Source organism: Streptodolium elevatio (genome assembly GCF_053592165.1).
The window spans coordinates 204257-221394 of sequence record NZ_JBSFVE010000009.1 but is presented as its reverse complement, the minus strand read 5'-3'; the positions used below and the strand labels follow the sequence as shown (position 1 = coordinate 221394).

General features: G+C 71.2%; 16 protein-coding genes and 1 pseudogene. 8 read left to right on the top strand and 9 right to left on the bottom strand.

Annotated features, from left to right (window positions below):
* The first annotated feature begins 77 nt into the window (after positions 1-77).
* Positions 78-572: a VOC family protein gene (locus ACWD12_RS18805; RefSeq protein ID WP_450100451.1), complete on the top strand. Its 495-nt coding sequence runs from the start codon at positions 78-80 to the stop codon at positions 570-572.
* A gap of 74 nt (positions 573-646) precedes the next feature.
* Here the strand turns inward: ACWD12_RS18805 and ACWD12_RS18800 are convergent.
* Positions 647-772, bottom strand: a pseudogene (locus ACWD12_RS18800) (VOC family protein); the annotation flags it as partial.
* Positions 773-891: 119 nt separating this feature from the next.
* Positions 892-1698: an acetoacetate decarboxylase family protein gene (locus tag ACWD12_RS18795; RefSeq protein WP_450100450.1), complete on the bottom strand. Its 807-nt coding sequence runs from the start codon at positions 1696-1698 to the stop codon at positions 892-894.
* Positions 1699-1871: 173 nt separating this feature from the next.
* Between ACWD12_RS18795 and ACWD12_RS18790 the strand changes: the two genes are divergently transcribed.
* Together ACWD12_RS18790 and ACWD12_RS18785 are read left to right on the top strand one after the other, a co-directional pair.
* The gene (locus tag ACWD12_RS18790; protein WP_450100449.1) at positions 1872-3224 is read left to right on the top strand and encodes a glutamine synthetase family protein; all 1353 of its coding nucleotides are present in this window, start codon (positions 1872-1874) and stop codon (positions 3222-3224) included.
* A gap of 29 nt (positions 3225-3253) precedes the next feature.
* The gene (locus tag ACWD12_RS18785) at positions 3254-4537 is read left to right on the top strand and encodes a cytochrome P450 (RefSeq protein ID WP_450100448.1); all 1284 of its coding nucleotides are present in this window, start codon (positions 3254-3256) and stop codon (positions 4535-4537) included.
* Positions 4538-4692: 155 nt separating this feature from the next.
* On the opposite strand, the gene ACWD12_RS18780 is transcribed toward ACWD12_RS18785, so the two are convergent.
* Complete coding sequence (locus ACWD12_RS18780; RefSeq protein ID WP_450100447.1) at positions 4693-6198, bottom strand: MFS transporter; 1506 nt, start codon at positions 6196-6198, stop codon at positions 4693-4695.
* A gap of 320 nt (positions 6199-6518) precedes the next feature.
* Between ACWD12_RS18780 and ACWD12_RS18775 the strand changes: the two genes are divergently transcribed.
* Positions 6519-7181, top strand: coding sequence for a TetR family transcriptional regulator (locus ACWD12_RS18775; RefSeq protein WP_450100446.1), 663 nt, complete (start codon positions 6519-6521; stop codon positions 7179-7181).
* A gap of 9 nt (positions 7182-7190) precedes the next feature.
* On the opposite strand, the gene ACWD12_RS18770 is transcribed toward ACWD12_RS18775, so the two are convergent.
* A complete protein-coding gene (locus tag ACWD12_RS18770) occupies positions 7191-7883 on the bottom strand; it encodes a type 1 glutamine amidotransferase (RefSeq protein ID WP_450100445.1) in 693 nt (230 codons plus the stop codon).
* A gap of 239 nt (positions 7884-8122) precedes the next feature.
* On the opposite strand from ACWD12_RS18770, the gene ACWD12_RS18765 reads away from it, so the two are divergent.
* The 3 genes from ACWD12_RS18765 to ACWD12_RS18755 all read left to right on the top strand — a co-directional run bounded on the left by ACWD12_RS18765 (position 8123) and on the right by ACWD12_RS18755 (position 10940).
* Complete coding sequence (locus tag ACWD12_RS18765) at positions 8123-9358, top strand: hypothetical protein (RefSeq protein WP_450100444.1); 1236 nt, start codon at positions 8123-8125, stop codon at positions 9356-9358.
* 96 nt (positions 9359-9454) lie between these two features.
* Positions 9455-10003, top strand: coding sequence for a DnaJ family domain-containing protein (locus ACWD12_RS18760; RefSeq protein WP_450100443.1), 549 nt, complete (start codon positions 9455-9457; stop codon positions 10001-10003).
* Between the two features lie 319 nt (positions 10004-10322).
* Complete coding sequence (locus ACWD12_RS18755) at positions 10323-10940, top strand: dihydrofolate reductase family protein (RefSeq protein WP_450100442.1); 618 nt, start codon at positions 10323-10325, stop codon at positions 10938-10940.
* Here ACWD12_RS18755 and ACWD12_RS18750 read toward each other — a convergent pair.
* The 3 genes from ACWD12_RS18750 to ACWD12_RS18740 all read right to left on the bottom strand — a co-directional run bounded on the left by ACWD12_RS18750 (position 10913) and on the right by ACWD12_RS18740 (position 14934).
* Entirely contained in the window at positions 10913-12079 is a 1167-nt protein-coding gene (locus ACWD12_RS18750; protein WP_450100441.1) for a GNAT family N-acetyltransferase, read from the bottom strand. The two genes, ACWD12_RS18755 and ACWD12_RS18750, sit on opposite strands and share 28 nt — an antisense overlap.
* Before the next feature lie 57 nt (positions 12080-12136).
* Positions 12137-13666 carry an AMP-binding protein gene (locus ACWD12_RS18745; protein WP_450100440.1) on the bottom strand — a complete coding sequence of 510 codons (1530 nt, stop codon included), beginning with the start codon at positions 13664-13666 and terminating at the stop codon, positions 12137-12139.
* Positions 13667-13935: 269 nt separating this feature from the next.
* Entirely contained in the window at positions 13936-14934 is a 999-nt protein-coding gene (locus tag ACWD12_RS18740; RefSeq protein WP_358359022.1) for a zinc-dependent alcohol dehydrogenase family protein, read from the bottom strand.
* A 127-nt stretch (positions 14935-15061) separates the two neighbouring features.
* On the opposite strand from ACWD12_RS18740, the gene ACWD12_RS18735 reads away from it, so the two are divergent.
* A complete protein-coding gene (locus tag ACWD12_RS18735) occupies positions 15062-15409 on the top strand; it encodes an ArsR/SmtB family transcription factor (protein WP_450100439.1) in 348 nt (115 codons plus the stop codon).
* 116 nt (positions 15410-15525) lie between these two features.
* On the opposite strand, the gene ACWD12_RS18730 is transcribed toward ACWD12_RS18735, so the two are convergent.
* Both ACWD12_RS18730 and ACWD12_RS18725 read right to left on the bottom strand, forming a co-directional pair.
* Positions 15526-16698 carry an epoxide hydrolase family protein gene (locus tag ACWD12_RS18730; protein WP_450100438.1) on the bottom strand — a complete coding sequence of 391 codons (1173 nt, stop codon included), beginning with the start codon at positions 16696-16698 and terminating at the stop codon, positions 15526-15528.
* A 90-nt stretch (positions 16699-16788) separates the two neighbouring features.
* The gene (locus ACWD12_RS18725; RefSeq protein ID WP_358359029.1) at positions 16789-17016 is read right to left on the bottom strand and encodes a hypothetical protein; all 228 of its coding nucleotides are present in this window, start codon (positions 17014-17016) and stop codon (positions 16789-16791) included.
* Positions 17017-17138: the final 122 nt, after the last annotated feature.

Genomic DNA, 17138 nt, shown 5'->3' with positions numbered 1-17138 from the left:
AGCGGCGAAGGCATCCGAGACTGGTCCGACGGACGCCCGCCCGCGCGGCGTCGCCGACACCCTCACCTGGAGACCCCATGACCGACGCCCCGGAACCCGGCTCCCCCGACGTTGCCGCCGCCGAGGCCGACCCCACCGCGGTGAACACCGACGAGGTGAACACCGACGAGGTCGCGGCCGTCGCCGAACTGCGCATCGTCGTCACCGCGGACGACTACGACGCGGCGTTGGCGTTCTACCGCGACGCACTCGGGCTGCCCCAGCGGGCGGCGTTCTCCTCGCCGGGCGGGCGCGTCGTGATCCTGGAGGCCGGACGCGCGACGCTGGAGATCGCGGACCCGCCGCACGCGGCGTACATCGACGAGGTCGAGGTCGGACGGCGCGGCGTCGCCGGCCACATCCGCGTCGCGTTCCAGGTCCCCGACGCGGAGGCCGCCACCCGACGCCTCGAATCCGCGGGGGCGACGGTGCTCGCCGAGCCGACGCGTACACCGTGGAACTCGTCGAACGCCCGTCTGGAAGCACCTGCCGGCCTGCAACTGACTCTCTTCGAGGAGCTGGCCCCCGAGTGACGGCCTCGCCGCCGGCCCGTCACCACATGGTGAGGGCCGGGCGGGTGGCCGGGCATCCCCACAGGTAGAGCCCGCTACGCGCCGTGCACGATCTGGATCAGGTTCCCGCAGGTGTCGTCCAGCACGGCCGTGGTGACCGAGCCCATCTCCAGCGGCTCCTGGGTGAAGCGCACTCCGAGACCGCGCAGGCGGTCGTACTCGCGCGCGTCGCCCCCGCACGCGCGTCGCCCTCGACCACTCGTCACCGTCGACTGCTCGCCACCGCCGACTACTCGCGGCCGCCGATCACTCGACGTCCCCGGCCACTCGGCGCCCTCGACTACTCGGCGGCCGTGGTCCCCGAGGCCAGCAGAGTGCCACCGTTCCAGGTGACACCCACCTGGCGGTAATAGGCGCCTATGGTCTCCTGTACGTCCAAAAGGTGCAGCTCTTCGGTTGGGGCCTCGAAGAGGGTGAGGTCGGCGTCGCCGGACCAGGCGGGGCCGACCTCGGCGGAGGCTGCGCCGGAGAGCACGAGTTCGTCGAGGGCCAGGCCCTTGCCCGGTTCGATGGAAGGGAGCCAGCGGTGGTGGGCCATGGGGTGTCCGTTGACGAAGCCGTTGGACTCCGACTCCCGACGGAGGGTCACGACGGCTTCGGCGAGGCGGCGGTCCGCCGCGGCGAGGGTGGCGCCGAAGACGGCGCCGGCCTCGACGCGCGGCGCGGGGCCGTACGGGTGCGGACGGGTCTGGTGGATCGAGCCCAGCTTCTTCGGATAGCCCTGGTGCAGGCCCCGCGCGACGGCGAAGTCCTTGTCGACCCAGATGTAGACACAGCGCGAATACGTCTGCCCCTCGTACTTGCACCGCACGACCGCGAAGCACTCCTTGTACTGGCTGCGCACCGGGTCGAGCAGTTCCTCGCGGCTGTCGGAGCAGGACTGCCAGTCGGCCCAGATGAGCGCGACCGCGCCGGGGTCCTCGTCGGCGAGTTCCAGCGGCGCCGGGAGCAGCTCGGCGACGCGCGCGGGGTCGGTGCGGTACTCGATGGTCAGCAGGTCACCGGAGTAGTGCCACGGGGGTGCCGGGACGAGCGAGGACCGGCCGCTGCCGGTCTTGGGGTGGAAGAAACCGCGCACGCCGGTCACAGCGCCTCCTTCGGTCGGACATCAATCGTTTGGGTCCGTACGATATGCCCTCGCCCGCCCCGCTGTCACCACCCGGAACCCCTTGTGCGACGCCCCTCGCGTCCATATGGTTTGGGTTCAAACGAATCGGCACACCTCCTGCCGCCGCCCTGCCAGACCGCGAGGAGACTCCGGTGCACCCACCCGTTCCGGACCGGATCCACGAGACCGTCGCCGAACTGAAGGACAAGGGCGTCGACGTCGTCCGCGTCACCTACCCGGACCTCATCGGCACCGATCGCGGGCGCGACGTCCTGGTCGACCACCTGCCGTCCGTGTGCGCGCACGGCCTGGCATTCTGCCGCGCCGTCTACCACACGACGCCGCGCGGCGAGACCCTTGCCGTTGCGGGCGGACTGGACGCGGGGCTGCCGGACGTCTGCGTGTACCCCGAGCTGGACACGCTGCGCCTCATCCCCTGGGAGCCCGGCGTCGCCTGGTGCCTCGGCGAGACGACCGACCCGGCGACCGGCGAACTCGCGCCCGAGGGGCCGCGGTCCGTGCTGCGCGACGTCCTCGCGCGAATGGCGCGGGAGTCCGGGCTACGCCCGGTTGTGGGCCCCGAACTCGAGTACTTCCTGTGCGAGTCCGACGGGAACGGCGGCTGGAAGCGCTACGGCGAGGCCACCGGGAACGTGTACGTCGCGGGCCGCCGCGGCGACCCCGACGCCCACCTCCTGCGCACGCTCCGCCACCTGCACAAGCTCGGCATAGGCGCCACCACCGGCAACCACGAGTACTCCTCGGGCCAGTTCGAGATCAACCTCGACCACTCCGAGGCCCTAGACGCCGCGGACCGCGCGTACCTTTTCAAGGCGTCCATCAAGGAACTCGCCCGGCTGGACGGCATGTTGGCCACTTTCATGGCCAAACCCTTCAACGACGAGGGCGGTTCCGGCTTCCACTTCCACATGAGCTGCATGGACGCCGACGACGCCAACGCGTTCGACGGCCCGGGCGAGCCGTACGGCCTGTCCGCGGTCGCCGGGCACGCCATCGCGGGGATCCTCAAGCACGCCCCCGCCATCGCCGCCTTGCTCAACCCCACGGTGAACTCCTACAAGCGGTTCGGCCCGGACACCCTGGCGCCCTGGCTGATCGACTGGGGCCTGGACAACCGCAGCGCCATGGTGCGCATCCCGCCGGAGCGCGGTCCGGGAGCCCGCCTGGAGGTACGCCTCGGCGACGCGACCGCCAACCCGTACCTCGCCACCGCCGCCCTGGTGGCCGCCGCCCACCTCGGCATCCGCGACCAACTGGCCCCGCCCGCGCCCCTGGAGGGCTACGGCTACGACACCTCGAAAGCCCCGGTGCTGCCCGCCTCGTTGGCCGAGGCGCTCGACGCGTTCGCCGCCGACTCGGACCTGATCGGCCTGCTCGGCAAGGAGTTCGCGGACGCCTTCCTGACCTACAAGCGCGACGAGGTCTCGCGCTTCAACCAGCACGTCACGGACTGGGAGTTCGCCGAGTACGCGTACCACCTGTGACCGCCCCCGAACTTGATACGGAGTCAGCAATGAGCACCACAGCCGTGTCCGCGCAGCCCGAGCCCATGCCGCTGGACGACGTCGACCTCGCCGACAACGACCGCTTCGTCGACGGCGAGACCCCGTGGCGGATGTTCCACACGCTGCGGGAGAACGACCCCGTGCACTGGCAGCCCGAGCCGGAGCCCAACAGCGGCTTCTGGGCGCTGACCCGGCACGCGGACATCGTGGCCGTGGACCGCGACCCGGAGACCTTCACCTCGACGCGGTTCACCAACCTCGAGGAGCTGGACGACGACCAGATCGCCATCCGCCGCTCGATGCTGGAGACCGACGGCATGCGCCACGTCGCCCTCCGGCGGCTGCTGCAGAAGCAGTTCACCCCGCGGGCGATCGCCGAGTACGGCACGTTCCTGCGCGGCCTGACCGCCAAGACGCTCGACGCGGCGCTGCCCAAGGGCACGTTCGACTTCGTCCGGGAGATCTCCGCGGACTTCCCGATCAACGTGCTCGCCCGCATGCTCGACGTGCCGGACAGCGACACCGAGAAGCTGATCGACTGGGGCAACCGGATCATCGGCAACACCGACCCGGACTACGCGGACGTGCTGCTGCACAGCGCGGAGAGCGAGCAGTACCGTGATCTGCCGTTCCGCAGCCCGGCGTCGCTGGAGGTGTTCGCGTACGGCCGCGAACTCGCCGAGCGGCGGCGCGGCGGCGCGGGGACCGACCTGGTGAGCCGACTGGTCAACCAGACGCCGGCGGACGGAGTCCCGCTCACCCAGGCGGACTTCGACAACTACTTCCTGCTGCTGGTCGTCGCCGGCAACGAGACGACGCGGCACGCCATCTCGCACACCATGCTGGCGCTCATGCAACACCCGGAGCAGATGGCCCGGTTGCGCGACGACCTGTCGATCATGCCGGACGCCGTGGAGGAGTTCCTGCGCTGGGCCTCGCCCGTCTACCACTTCCGGCGTACCGCCACCCGGGACGCCGAGCTGGGCGGCAAGCGGATCCGCGAGGGCGACAAGGTCGTGCTGTGGTTCGCCTCCGGGAACCGCGACGAGGCGGTGTTCGAGGACCCGTACCGCTTCGACGTCACGCGCAAGAACGTCGACCACGTCACGTTCGGCAAGGGCGGCCCGCACTTCTGCCTCGGCAACGCGCTGGCCCGCCTGGAGATGCGCATCATGTTCGAGGAACTGCTGCCGCGCATCGCCGACATCCGGCTCGCCGGCGACGTCAGCCGCGTGCGGTCCAACTTCGTCAACGGCATCAAGGAGCTGCCGGTGACGGTCACCCTGGCCTGACGGAGCCTCCGGTCACGGCGACCCCGGCCTAATCCGGGCCTGCCGAAGGGGTCCTGGACCGGTACGGCCCGGCCGAGGCGGTGCGAGCGCCCGGCCGGGCTGATTGTCGTCGCTCCTGATCGAGGACGACGGAGATCTCGACGGGTGGCGGCGGGTCAGGACACCTGCTTGACCGGTGCCTTGCGCCGGGTGGACGGCACCAGCAGCCCGACGACGACCGCGAGGATGCCCGCACCGGCGGCAATGGCGAACGCCACCGTGAACCCGTTCTCGGTCGGCACCCCGGCACTCGTGGTGTGCGACGTGACGGCCACCATCGACAGCGCCGAGCCGAACGACATGCCGACGGTACGCGCGATCGTGTTGATACCGCTCGCGATGCCGGTCTGCTCCGGCGGCACCGCGCCGACGATGACGTTCGCCATCGCGGCCATCGCGGCACCGACGCCGAGGCCGAACACGAACAGCCCGATCGTGATCTGCCACAGCTCCGAGTGCGCGACGATGAGCAGCAGCGAGCCGGCGCCGAGCAGGACGCAACCGCCCAGCAGCGACGGCTTCGAGCCGATGCGGGCCTCCAGCACGCCCGCCGTGGGACCGGCGATCAGCATGGCCACCGCGAGCGGCAGCATGAACACGCCGGCCATGGTGACGGTCGTACCGAACCCGAAGCCGGTCGACTTCGGGAGCTGCAGCAGCTGCGGCATCAGGAACATCGCGCTCATCATCGCGTAGCCGGTGAGCAGACCCGCGACGTTGGTGGTCCACACGCCACGCAGGCGCATCACGCGCATGTCGACGAGCGGGGCGTCCGAGCGCTGCTCCGCGACGACCCAGAGGACGAGCAGCAGCGCGGCCGCGAACAGCAGGCCCAGGATCGTGCCCGAGCCCCAGCCCCACGCGCGGCCCTTGCTGACGCCCAGCAGGAGTGCGGCGAGCGCGCCCGCGAGCAGTGCCGCGCCGAGCCAGTTGATCTTCGTGGACTGCGCGCGGTTCGGCGAGTCGGGGATGAACTTCCAGGCCATGGCGACGGTGAAGACGCACACCACCATCGGGATCCAGAACAGCCAGTGGTAGGACAGGTTGTCGACGATCGGTCCGGCCAGCACCGACCCGATGCCGCCGCCGATGCCCATGACCGCGGACGTCAGGCCGATCGCGGCGGCGCGCCGCTCGGGCGGGAACTCGTCGCGCACGATGCCGAACGACAGCGGGAAGACCGCGGCACCGACGCCCTGGATCGCGCGGCCGACGATCAGCAGGCTGATGTTGTCGGCGAGGCCGCAGATGAGCGAGCCGACGCCGAGGGCTCCGATCGCGACGACGAAGAGCTTCTTCTTGCCGTGGATGTCGCCGAGTCGGCTGACCACGGGGGTGGTGACCGAGGCGACGAGCAGGTACGCGGTCAGCAGCCACGACGCGGTGTCGGTGGTGGTCCCGACCTCGCGCGTGATGACCGGCAGGGCGGGCGACAGCATCGACTGGAGCAGCGAGTACGTCAGCGAGCCGAGGATGAGGATCAGCAGGACGATCCCGGTGCGGGACCGACCGGTGTCCTTGCCGGGCGTGCCGCCGGGCTGGTCGGCGGCGGCGGACGGGGCGGGTATCCGGCCGGTGGCGGGTGCGGGGACGCCGGCTCGCGTCCCGTCGATGGCGGTCAAGGCAGGTGGTTCCCCTCGCGTGCGTGGCACCCCATGTAAACCTGGTTTACATGTAGGCGACAATCATTATCCACGACGACCGGCCGCCGTCCGGACCGCCCTCTGCGGGCATTGGCAGGGCGTGCTACAAACGCGCACGGCAATGCGTACGCCATGCGCACGGCAATGCGTACGGCAACGCGCACGGGCAACGCACGCAGCGAGGCGCACGGAAATGCGCACCGCAACGCGCACGACGGCGTGCGTGGGACCGCAGACCGACGTGACTGCCGCGCCACGTCCACGACAAAGGCACTCAGGCCACCCGGGAGACGACGACCATGGAGACCGCAGCCGCCGAGACTTCCGCCACGCAGGCCGCGGCCGACGAGGCGTTTCCCAAGGCCGACACTCCGCGCCCCCGCTGTGCCGAGGCCACCGCCGCGGCGCTGCTGGACGCGGCCGTGGCACGGTTCTCCCGGCACGGCTACGAGAACACGTCCGTCCGTGACATCGCCGCCGACGCGGGCGTCAACCCGGCCCTGATCTACCGCTACTTCGGCTCGAAGGAGAAGCTGTTCGTGCAGGTCGTGTCGCGCGACCGCGATCCCGCCGCCATCATCGCCGGGCCGCTCGGCGAACTGCCCGACCGCTCCGTGACGTGGTTCCGCACCCGACCCCCGGCCATCGCCGGAGAGCACCCGCTCGCCCTCATGCTGCGTTCGGCGGGCCGCGAGGGCGTCGCCGACCTGATGCGGGCTCAGGTACGCGACACCGTGGGCGCCCTCGCCGACCGGCTCGAAGGCCCCGACGCCGAACTGCGGGCGGCGATGATCCTGGCCCTCAACGTCGGCATGGGCGCGCTCGCCTCGGTCGCGGGGGTCGACGTGCTGTCGGAGGCCCCGCCCGAGCGCCTGCGCGCGCACTTGGCGGCGGCGATGCGTCCGCTCATCGAGCCGACCGCCCCTGACGACTCAGACGGCTCGGACGGCTCAGACGCCTGAGACGACGGATCAAAGACCGGCGATCCGGTCCAGAAAGTTGTCCACGAGCGCGTACGACTGCTCCCGCGCCCCGTCCCTCGGGCGGGCCAACTCCTCCGGGTCGTAGCCGTATTCGAGCGCCTGCGGTACGCCGCCGTTGTCCAGCCACGCCCGGACGATCTCCGGGGTCACCTCGGGGTGGAACTGCACGCCGAGCGAACGGCCGACGACGTACGCCTGCGGCCCCACGTCGCTGCGCGCGATCTCCTTGGCCTCAGGCGGCAGCACCATCCGGTCGAAGTGCCATTGGAACCAGGGGCCTTCGGAGATCAGCCCGGGGTCGTCGGAGCGTACGCCGGTCCACCCGATCTCCGGACGGTCCGCCCGCTCGACCGACCCGCCGAGCGCGGTGGCCATCGCCTGCGCGCCGAAGCAGATTCCCAGCACCGGGACGTCAGCCGCCAACGCCTCGCGCAGCAGCACGATTTCGTCGCCCACCCAGGTGCCTATGGTGAGCTCGTCATAGACCGACCAAGGCGCGCCGAGCGGCACGATCACGTCGAAGTCGCGCGGATCGGGGAACTCGACCGTGACACCGGGGCGGTCGTACTCCGCCTCGGACACGATCAGCATCTCGACGAGTTCGAAACCGCGTCGCACGAGCCGCTCACCGACGAACCCCGCTTCGGAGGGGTGGTCATGACGGATGATCAGGGCACGCATTGTGGCTCCTTCCCGCACGGTGCGCATGCGCGTGCCGGAGGGCATGCAGCAGCCCGGATCGGCGTACCGGTGCACGCTTTGTTTGACCCCAAACGTTATGCGCCGAACAGCATCCGACACAAGCCCCGCGCACCGCTGCGCCCCCGCATCGCGGCCCCGGCACGGCGCGCGAGCGCGCAAATGGCGTGCCGCCACGCGGTCGGGCTGGTTAGCCTGACCGCTCGGAGAGGGGGCGGGCGGTGAATCCCTGGGCGCTGTTGCTGAGTCAGGCGTCGTGGGCGGTGATCGGGCCGGTGCTCGACCGTCTCGACCCCAGGACCCGGCAGACCGTGCTCGGCAGTGCGCTGCCGGAGGGCGGGGCGATCGTCTCGTACGTCCTCGGCCACGGGTCCGTCGCCTGCCGCGCGGCGCTCGCACAGAGCCCCACCGTCACCGCGGCGACCCTTCGGCGGCTCGCCGAGGACCCGGCTCCCGAGGTCGCGGCCCACCTCGCACGCAACCCGCATGCCCCGCGCGACGTGATGCTCCGTGCGATGGCCGCGCACCACGTCGACCGCATCGCCATACCCGACGCCGGGTTGCCGCAGCGCGACGTGTACGCACTAGTCGAGTCCGCCAATGCGGAGGTGGTCGCGCGGGCCGTGCCCGCGCTGCTGTTCCGGCACCCCTATCCGGCCGGCGCCGTCGTGCTCGCCCGCGCGCTCCTCAACCTGTGGCGGCTCCGCGGCCGCACAGCCGCCGAGTCGGCCTTCGCGACGGCCGCACAACTGCCGGAGACCGTCGCCGAACGCTTCGACGAGGTGTTCGCCGCCGACGACGGGCGGGCCGCACTCGGACGCCTGATCGAGCACGAGGGCCGTACCCAGGTGGTCGTCGAGCGGCTGCGCGGGGTCGGCCGCCGAACGAGCGCCGTGCACCCCACGTCCAGCGCGTACGACGGCTCCGAAGCCGTCCTGACCCGACTGGTCCTGTTCGCGCCGCACGAACCGCCGCGCTGGGACGTGGTCCGCCACGAGGACGGCCTCACCGCGCTGGTCCCGGACGTCGTGACCGCGCTCGGCGACGAACCCGGCTGCCCGGACTGGATCCTGGAACGCCTGCGCCACCACCCGCCGTCGCCCGGCGGCCGCATCCGGTCGCAGCACGAGCGCGGTCGGATACGGCGGGACGCGTACCGCCAACTCGCCGCGCTCACCGTCGGCATGCGGGACGACCAGCTGCGCCGGGCGTACCAGGAGGGCTTGCTGCCGGCGCGAGAGATCCTGGCGAAGGCCCCGTTCGCGTACGCCGCACTCACCGTCTTCACGACGGCGACCGGGCCGCGCCTCGACGAGGCCCGGACCGCGGTGAGCCGCCTCACCGAGCGGCACCTCGGCGCCGACACGGAGGCCTGGGCGGTCGCGCTGATGCTGCTCCCGGAGTTCGCCGGCACGCTGCCCGAGCTGCTGGCGACCGCGCGGGCCGCGGCGGGGTGAGCCGGGCCGCGGGGGTCAGGGGGCCGCCGTTTCACTCCGCCGGTGAGGCATCCTGGACGGGACGACAGTGATCGCCGACCTCTGGGGAGCCCCGTCGTGACCGAACGCAAACCGCCCGAGATCTCGTTCGATTCCTGGGTCGACCGGCAGATCCACGAAGCACGTGAACGCGGGGATTTCGACAACCTGCCGGGCGCGGGCCGCCCGTTGGCCTCCGCGGACGCCCCGTACGACGAGACGTGGTGGCTCAAGGACAAGCTGCGCGGCGAGGGCATCGCGGTCCTGCCGCCCGCCCTGCGGCTCCGCAAAGAGGCCGAGGACGCCCTGCCGGCGGCGCTGCGCGCCCGCTCCGAGCGCGAGGCCCGCACGATCATCACCGAGATCAACGACAAGATCGTCAAGCATCTGCGGATGCCGCCCCCGGGTCCGATCCTCAACGTCAAGCCTTTCGACGTCGAGGAGGTCGCGGCCGCGTGGCGCGACCGGCACCCGGACCGGGTACGCCCGACGCCGCCGTCCGCAACACCCGCGTCCCACTGCTCGCCCGGCTCCCGGTCCGGCTCCGGGTGCGACTCCGGGTCCGCGCCCCCGCAGGCCCGACCCCGGGAACGCCGGCCGCGCTGGTGGAGACGCCGCACCGGGTGACCCCGACCGCTTGCCGAGTCACGCCCGCCCCTCCGTTCTCGGAGGGCGCGGGCGTGTGGCCTTCCGTCGCCGCCCGCGGCACCCGCCCTCTCGCGGCAATCTGATTTGCCGTCATACTCCGGCGGTCGGTCGCCGCACGGACCGATGAGTTTGTGCTCTCCCTCGAGTCGAACCTTGTAAGGGCCCCGAAAGGGGTACTGCCTCCCGAGCGCCCGCCGCCGACGGTGGGCGACCGGACCGTTCGACCGACAGGTCACGCGGATTGTGCCGATCGAGCCGGTCGTGCAGAGCCCGCGGATGTGCAGCGAGGGAGACCGCCATGAAGCTGACCGCCACCACCTTCATCACCATCGACGGCGTGTACCAGGCCCCCGGCGGCCCGGACGAGGACCGCAGCGACGGCTTCCCGCACGGCGGATGGGCGTACCCCTACGACGACCAGGACTTCGGCGCCTTCATGGACGGCATCTTCGGCCAGGTGGACGCCTTCCTGCTCGGCCGCAAGACGTACGACATCTTCGCCGCGTACTGGCCCAAGGTCACCGACCCGGACAACCCCATCGCGGGCCGCCTCAACAGCCTCCCGAAGTACGTCCCCAGCTCGACCCTCACCTCGCCGGAGTGGGCCGAGACCCGTGTCCTGACCGGCGATCTCCGCGAGGAGGTCACCGCCCTCAAGGCGCACCCGGGCCGCGAGCTCCAGGTGCACGGCAGCGGACGCCTCGTGGGTTCGCTGCTCACGCTGGGCCTGGTGGACACCCTGCACCTGCTGACGTTCCCGGTCGTCCTCGGCACGGGCAAGCGCCTGTTCCCCGAGAGCGCCCTGCCCAGCGCCTTCGGCCTCGCGTCGAGCCGTCCGACGTCCACCGGGGTGGTCATCAACACGTACGCCCGTACCGGCGAGCCGACCTACGGGGACTTCGGCGCCGAGGACTGACCACCGGCCGGGCCGTCGGCCCGGCCTTCGGTGAGCGACCGCAGGGCCTGCCCGATGCGGGCGGTACGCGCCGCGGGGGTGCGGGCCTGGAGGACGGGGAGCACCACCAGGTAGCGGGCCGACTTGTCGAGCGCGTCGAACACGCGCTTCGCCTCGGGGTCGGCGTCGAGGGCGGCGGTGAAGTCGGCGGGGACCGACCAGGTCTTCTGGGACTCGTACGCCCCCGCCCAGCGCCCGTCCTCCTGCGCCTTGCGGACCTCCGCGAGTCCGGGTTCCCGCATCCGGCCTGCGGCGGTCAGCGCGGCGACCTTCTCGACGTTCACCTGCGACCAGAGGCTCCGCGGCCGGCGCGGCACGTACTTCTGCAGGTAGAAGCGGTCGTCGAGCGAGCGGCGCTGCCCCGAGATCCAGCCGAAGCAGAGGCCGATGTCGACCATCTCGTCGTCCGTGACGGTCGGGATGCCGGACTTCTTCTTGGCCACCTTGATCCACAGCCCCTCGTGGCGGGTGTGGTTGGCGGTCAACCAGTCCTCGAAGGCCGCGCCGTCGGCGAAGGCGAGCACCTGGACGCCGTCGATCTCGGCCGGCCGGTCGATTCGGTAGACGAAGTGACTGCGGTCGTCGACCGGGTTGTCGGGTTCCAGAGACGCTTCGGCGACCCGCCGGAAGCCGGCCTTCTCCAGCGCACGCCACGACGGCCGGTTGCCCGCGTGCACCGGTACGACGATGGCCGCCACCTCCGGGTACTCGCCCCAGGTCTCGTGGACGACCGCGGCGATCAGCCGCGGACCGAGGCCCCGCCCGGTGTGCGCCTCGTCGCCGATCAGGTAGTCGATCGTCGCGGCATGCGCCGGTACGTCGACCTGGCCCGCCAGCTCCGCGAAGTCGTGTGCGTAGTCGGCGAACCGGCAGCGCTGCACCAGGGCGAAGGGCCGGTCCCCGAGGTACGCCAGGAGGTCCTGGGACGGCTCCTCGCCGCGCGCCGCCGGACCGAAGTCGCGGGCGACCGCCTCCGGCGCGGTCTCGTGGTTCCACCACCGGGCCACGTGCGGTCGCTCCAGCCACTCCTTGAGCAGCGGGAAGTCGGCTTCGCCGAGGCGGCGCCACGTGATGCCGGGTGGGAACTCGCCAGTGCTCACACCGCCGACGCTAACACGCAGGTCAAGCGCATTGTGGCGGGCGCGGCAGCGAGGCGCCTACCGCGACGGCGGCGACCAGGGGGCCGCCTCGTACCGCTCGTGGAGCTTGTACTTCAGGACCTTGCGCAGGGTCTCGTTGCGCGGCAGGGCGTCCACGACCTCCAGTTGCTCGGGGATCTTCTGGGCCATCAGCCCGAGTCCGCGCAGGTGCGACGCCATCTCGTCGAACGTCAGAGCCGGTTGGCCCGCGGCGCGTTCGACGACCGCGCAGACGCGTTCGCCGCGTTCGTCGTCGGGGATCCCGACGACCGCCACGTCGGCGATCTTCGGGTGGCCGAACAGGAGTTCCTCGACCTCGTGGGCGGAGATGTTCTCGCCCTTGCGGATGATGACGTCCTTCAGCCGCCCGGTGACCGTGATGTGGCCGTCCGGGCGCATGCGGCCGAGGTCGCCGGTGCGGTAGAACCCGTCCTTGTCGAACGACACTTCGTTGAGCGCCGGGTCGGTGTAGCCCTTGAACAGCATCGGCCCCCGCACCGTGATCTCGCCCTCCACCCCCGGCGCCGCCGGAGTCCCGTCGGACGCGACGATGCGGATCTCCATCCCCACCACCGGAGCGCCGTCGGAGTTCGCGAGCTGCTCCGGCGAGTGGCTGGGGCCGCCCTGGGCGATCATCGGCGCCTCGGTCATGCCGTAGCCGTGGCAGAGCACGGCGCCCAACTCGTCGCGCACCAGGTCGAACAGCTCGGGCGGCTTGGGCGCGCCGCCGCCCGCCACCACGCGCAGCGTCGGGATGATCCGGCGGCCCGGCTGCTTGCGCTGCTCGGCGAGGAACAGGTTGTAGAGGGCCGTGGACCCTCCGACCAGCGAGACACCCAGGCGCTCGAACAGCGGTATCGCGGAGGCCGGTTCGAAGTGCTCCACGACGACGACGGAAAGGCCGGTCAGGAGCAGGGCGATGATGTAGTCGGGCCCGGCGATGTGCGCGAACGGGACCGTCAGCGAACCGACGTCTGGGTCCGCCATCTCCAGGGCCACCGCAAGGCCGTGCGCCCCCGCGACCAGGGTCCGGTCGGTGTGGCACACGCCCTTCGGGTCGGAGGTGGTGCCGGACGTGTAGTAGAGCCAGCGCACTTCGTCGCCGTCGGACGGCGGGGGCGGCAGCGTCGCCGGGTCGCCCTCGGGGAGTCGGTCGTACGCCTCCAGCACGCGGGGCGCCCGTTCCCGCGGGGTCTTGGCGATGACGGTCGCGGCCATCTCCGCGAAGTCGAAGCCCTTCCAGGTCCCGGGGCAGATGTAGTACTGCGCGCGGGTCTGGTCCAGGCAAAAGCCGACCTCGCGTTCCCGGTAGAACGGAATGATCGGGTTCTGCACGGCGCCGAGCCGGGCGAGTGCCAGCGATACGACGATCGACTCGACGCGTGTGGTCAGTTGCCAGGTGACGCGCGTACCCGCGCCGATCCCGAGAGCCAGGTAGCCGGCGGCGACGCGTTCGGCCCAGTCGGTTATCTCGCCGAAGCAGAAGCGGCGTTCCTCGTCCAGGAGGAACGGGCGGTCCGGTGTCGCCTTCGCCCGCCGCTCGACCAACTCCCACAGTGTCGCCGCCTCGTGGAGCGCCGGATGGCTCTCGGACCCGCAAGGCGCAGGGTCGGTCGACGGTTTCGGACTGCCAGGCCCGCCGCCGTTCATCTGATTCCCCCGATATTCGTCTGTCGACTGCCGGCAACTCCCTTTGCCGGGGCCGCGGACGACTCGGCGGGGAGGGGCCGGCCGACTCAGGTGGAAGGCTGGTCGGCCTTGCTCCAACCGTTTGATCGTCGATCGTACGTCATGACCGCCGCGGGGCCGAGGGGCCGTTACCGGGGAACCGTGACAACCACCTTCCCCACCTGGGAGTTCGACTCCAGGTGGCGATGGGCCTCGACGATGTCCTCCAGCGGGAACGTGCGGTCCACCACCGGACTGAAGGCGCCCGTGCGGAAGCCGGAAGCGACGAACGCCTCCAGACGGCGCAGCCGTTCGGGCCTGGTCGTCGCCTCCAGCACCGTGTAGCTGCGCATGTTCAGTGCCGGCAGGCCCAGTTCGACGCCGGGATACGGGGTGGGCTGCCCGCTGAGCGCGCCGTAGACCAGCAGCGTGCCTCCGTCGGCCACGACGCGCGCCAGTTCCGTCACGCCGGGTCCGGCGACCGCGTCGAAGACGATGCGCGCGCCGCGGCCGTCCGTCGCCGCGCGCACCCGCTCGACGACGTCCTCGTCATCGGTCACGACGACCTCCGCCGCCCCGGCCTTGAGCAGCGCGTCCTTCTTGGCCGCGGTGCGGGTGAGGGCTATCGGCGTGGCGCCGACCCGGTGCGCGACCTGGATGGCGGCGAGGCCGACGCTGCTGGAGGCCGCGTTGAGCACGAGCGTGTCGCCGGGGCCCAGGCCGCCGACCTCGACGAGCGCGCCGTACGCCGTTCCGTACGGCATCCACATCGCCGCGCCCTCGACCGCGCCGACGCCCTCCGGCCGGTGCAGCACCGCGGCGGCGGGGACGAGGGCGGTCTCGGCGTACACGCCGTAGTCGTTCTGCGAGAAGGCCGGCACCGTGCTGACGGGTTGCCCGGGCCGGAACCCGGTGACGCCCTCCCCGACCGCCTCGACGACGCCCGCGGCCTCGGCCCCCAGTCTCGCGGGGAACCGCTTCACGGGCTCGATGTAGTGACCCGAGCGGAAGAGCGCCTCTGCCCTGTTGAGCCCGATCGCGTCCACCCGGATGCGCAGTTCGCCAGGGCCGGGGTCGCCGACCGGCACGTCCTCGACCCGCAGCACCTCGGGTCCGCCCAACTCGTGGAACAACACCGTCCTGGCCATCGCTTCGTCCTTCCGCGGGAACTGTCCTGAGGTGGAGCCGCACTCGGTGGCGCGGCGAACCGGGTCCAACCCCAACACGAAAGTACGACGCTCGTCAAACTTTGATGAGTGTCGTACCATGGGGGTCATGGACGACCGCACCCCCCACCACCCCGACGTACGGACGATCCCGCTACAGCAGGTCCTGGAGGCACTCGTCGACCCGGTCCGGCGCAGCATCGTGCGGCAACTGCGCGAGGCCGACGCCGACATCGCGTGCGGGTCCTTCGACATCGCGGTGAGCAAGTCCACCGCCACGCACCACTTCCGCATCCTGCGCGAGGCCGGCCTCATCCGGCAGCACTACGTCGGCACGTCGCGCATGAACACCCTCAGGGACGCCGAGTTCGCCGAGGCGTTCCCCGGGCTCCTGGACGCCGTCGTCGACGCGGAGCGCAATGCCCCCGCCTCCGCACGCCGCCCCGCCCGGGCATGACGAAAAGGCCCCACCGGAGGGAGGTCCGGTGGGGCCGTACCGAACATTCGGGTTCGGGAAAGCGCCCGAGTTCGGGAGCGCCTGGGCTCGCCTGACTGCCGAACTCGGCGAGCCCGTCAGTCCGCGATGGCCTTCAGGGAGCGGTAGAACGCGCGGATGTCGTCGACAAACGCCTGCGGCTGCTCCAACGGCAGGAAGTTGCCGCCGCGTTCAATCTCCGACCAGTACGTGACGTTGTGGTCGCGGTCCGCGAAACGGCGCACCGCAATGTCGGTGCTGAGCGCCACGGCGACACCGGTCGGCACCGTCCCGCGGTCCCTCGGCCCCCACGCTGCCGCGTCGTGCGCGGCCTCGTAGTAGAGGTTCGCGGACGACCCGGCCGTCGCGGTGAACCAGTAGAGACTGACGTTGGTCAGCAGGTGGTCGCGGTCCACCGCGTCCTCGGGCAGCTCCGCCTCGGCGTCCGTCCACTCCTTGAACTTCTCGACAATCCAAGCGAGTTGGCCGGACGGGGAGTCGTGCAGCGCATGCGCCAGGGTGTGCGGCCGCGTCGACTGGATGGCATTGAAGCCCATCTTGTCGTCGCGGAACTGCTCGAGCCGGCCGAGCCGCTCCTGCTCGGCCTCGGTCAGGCCCTCGAACTCGGCGGGATCGCCGGACGGGAACACGATGAAGCCGTTCACGTGGATGCCGACCACCTTGTCCGGCGCGAGGCGGCCCATCTCGGTCGCGATCCACGCGCCGCCGCCCGTGCCGCCGGCCCCGTAGCGCTCGTACCCGAGCCGGGCCATCAGCTCGGTGTACGCGGCGGCAATATGGCCGGTGTTCCAGCCGGCCGAGGTGAGCGGACCGGAGAACCCGACGCCGGGGGTGGACGGGAGGATGACGTGGAAGTGCTCGGCCAGCGGGCGTACGACCTCGATGTACTCGACGATCGAGGCGGGCCAGTCGTGCGCGAGCAGCAGGGGCAGCGCGTCGGGGTTCGTCGAGCGCACGTGCACGAAGTGGATGTCCTGTCCGTCGATCTTCGCCATGTACTGCGGGAGTTCGTTGAGCGCCGCCTCAGCGGCCCGCCAGTCGTACCCGTCGGCCCAGTAGGCCGCCAGACCTGCCAGGTAGTCGGCGGGCACGCCCCGGCTCCAGCCGGTGCCGGGCACCTCGCCGCCGCGGCGGGTACGGCGCAGCCGGTCGCGGAGGTCGTCCACGTCTGCCTGCGGCACCTCGATCCGGAAGGAGCGGACGCCGTCCGGGAGGCTCTGGTCTGCGTGGTTGTGCCGCGTGTTCTCCATGGCTCAAACACTACGGTCCATACAGGAACGGACCGTTCCTAAATAGCAAGTTGCGAGGAGACTTTTCGAGGGCACCGGCAAAACGGATGCCTACCCCTCGACCCGTTCCAGTTCGACGTCGGCCGGGTCGAGTCCCCGGGCCTCCAGATAAACACTCAGATAGGCCTCTGTCGACCGGCGCGGGTCGGCTCCGGGCCGCCACAGCGACTCGCACTCGGGGCACATCCAGAACTCGTCTCCGGTCCCCTTGATCCGGTACCGCACCACGTGGTCCTGCCCGCACAACGAGCACACGATGTCCTCGGACGCCGTCGTCACCGCTCCCACCTCTCCACTCCCGCATGCCTCCCCACCTGCCTCGTTCCCGAGCGCGCCGACACTCCGGTCAGAGGGAAGAACCTCTCACGTCCACCGCCGTGTCGTGTAACGATTGCGGCCAG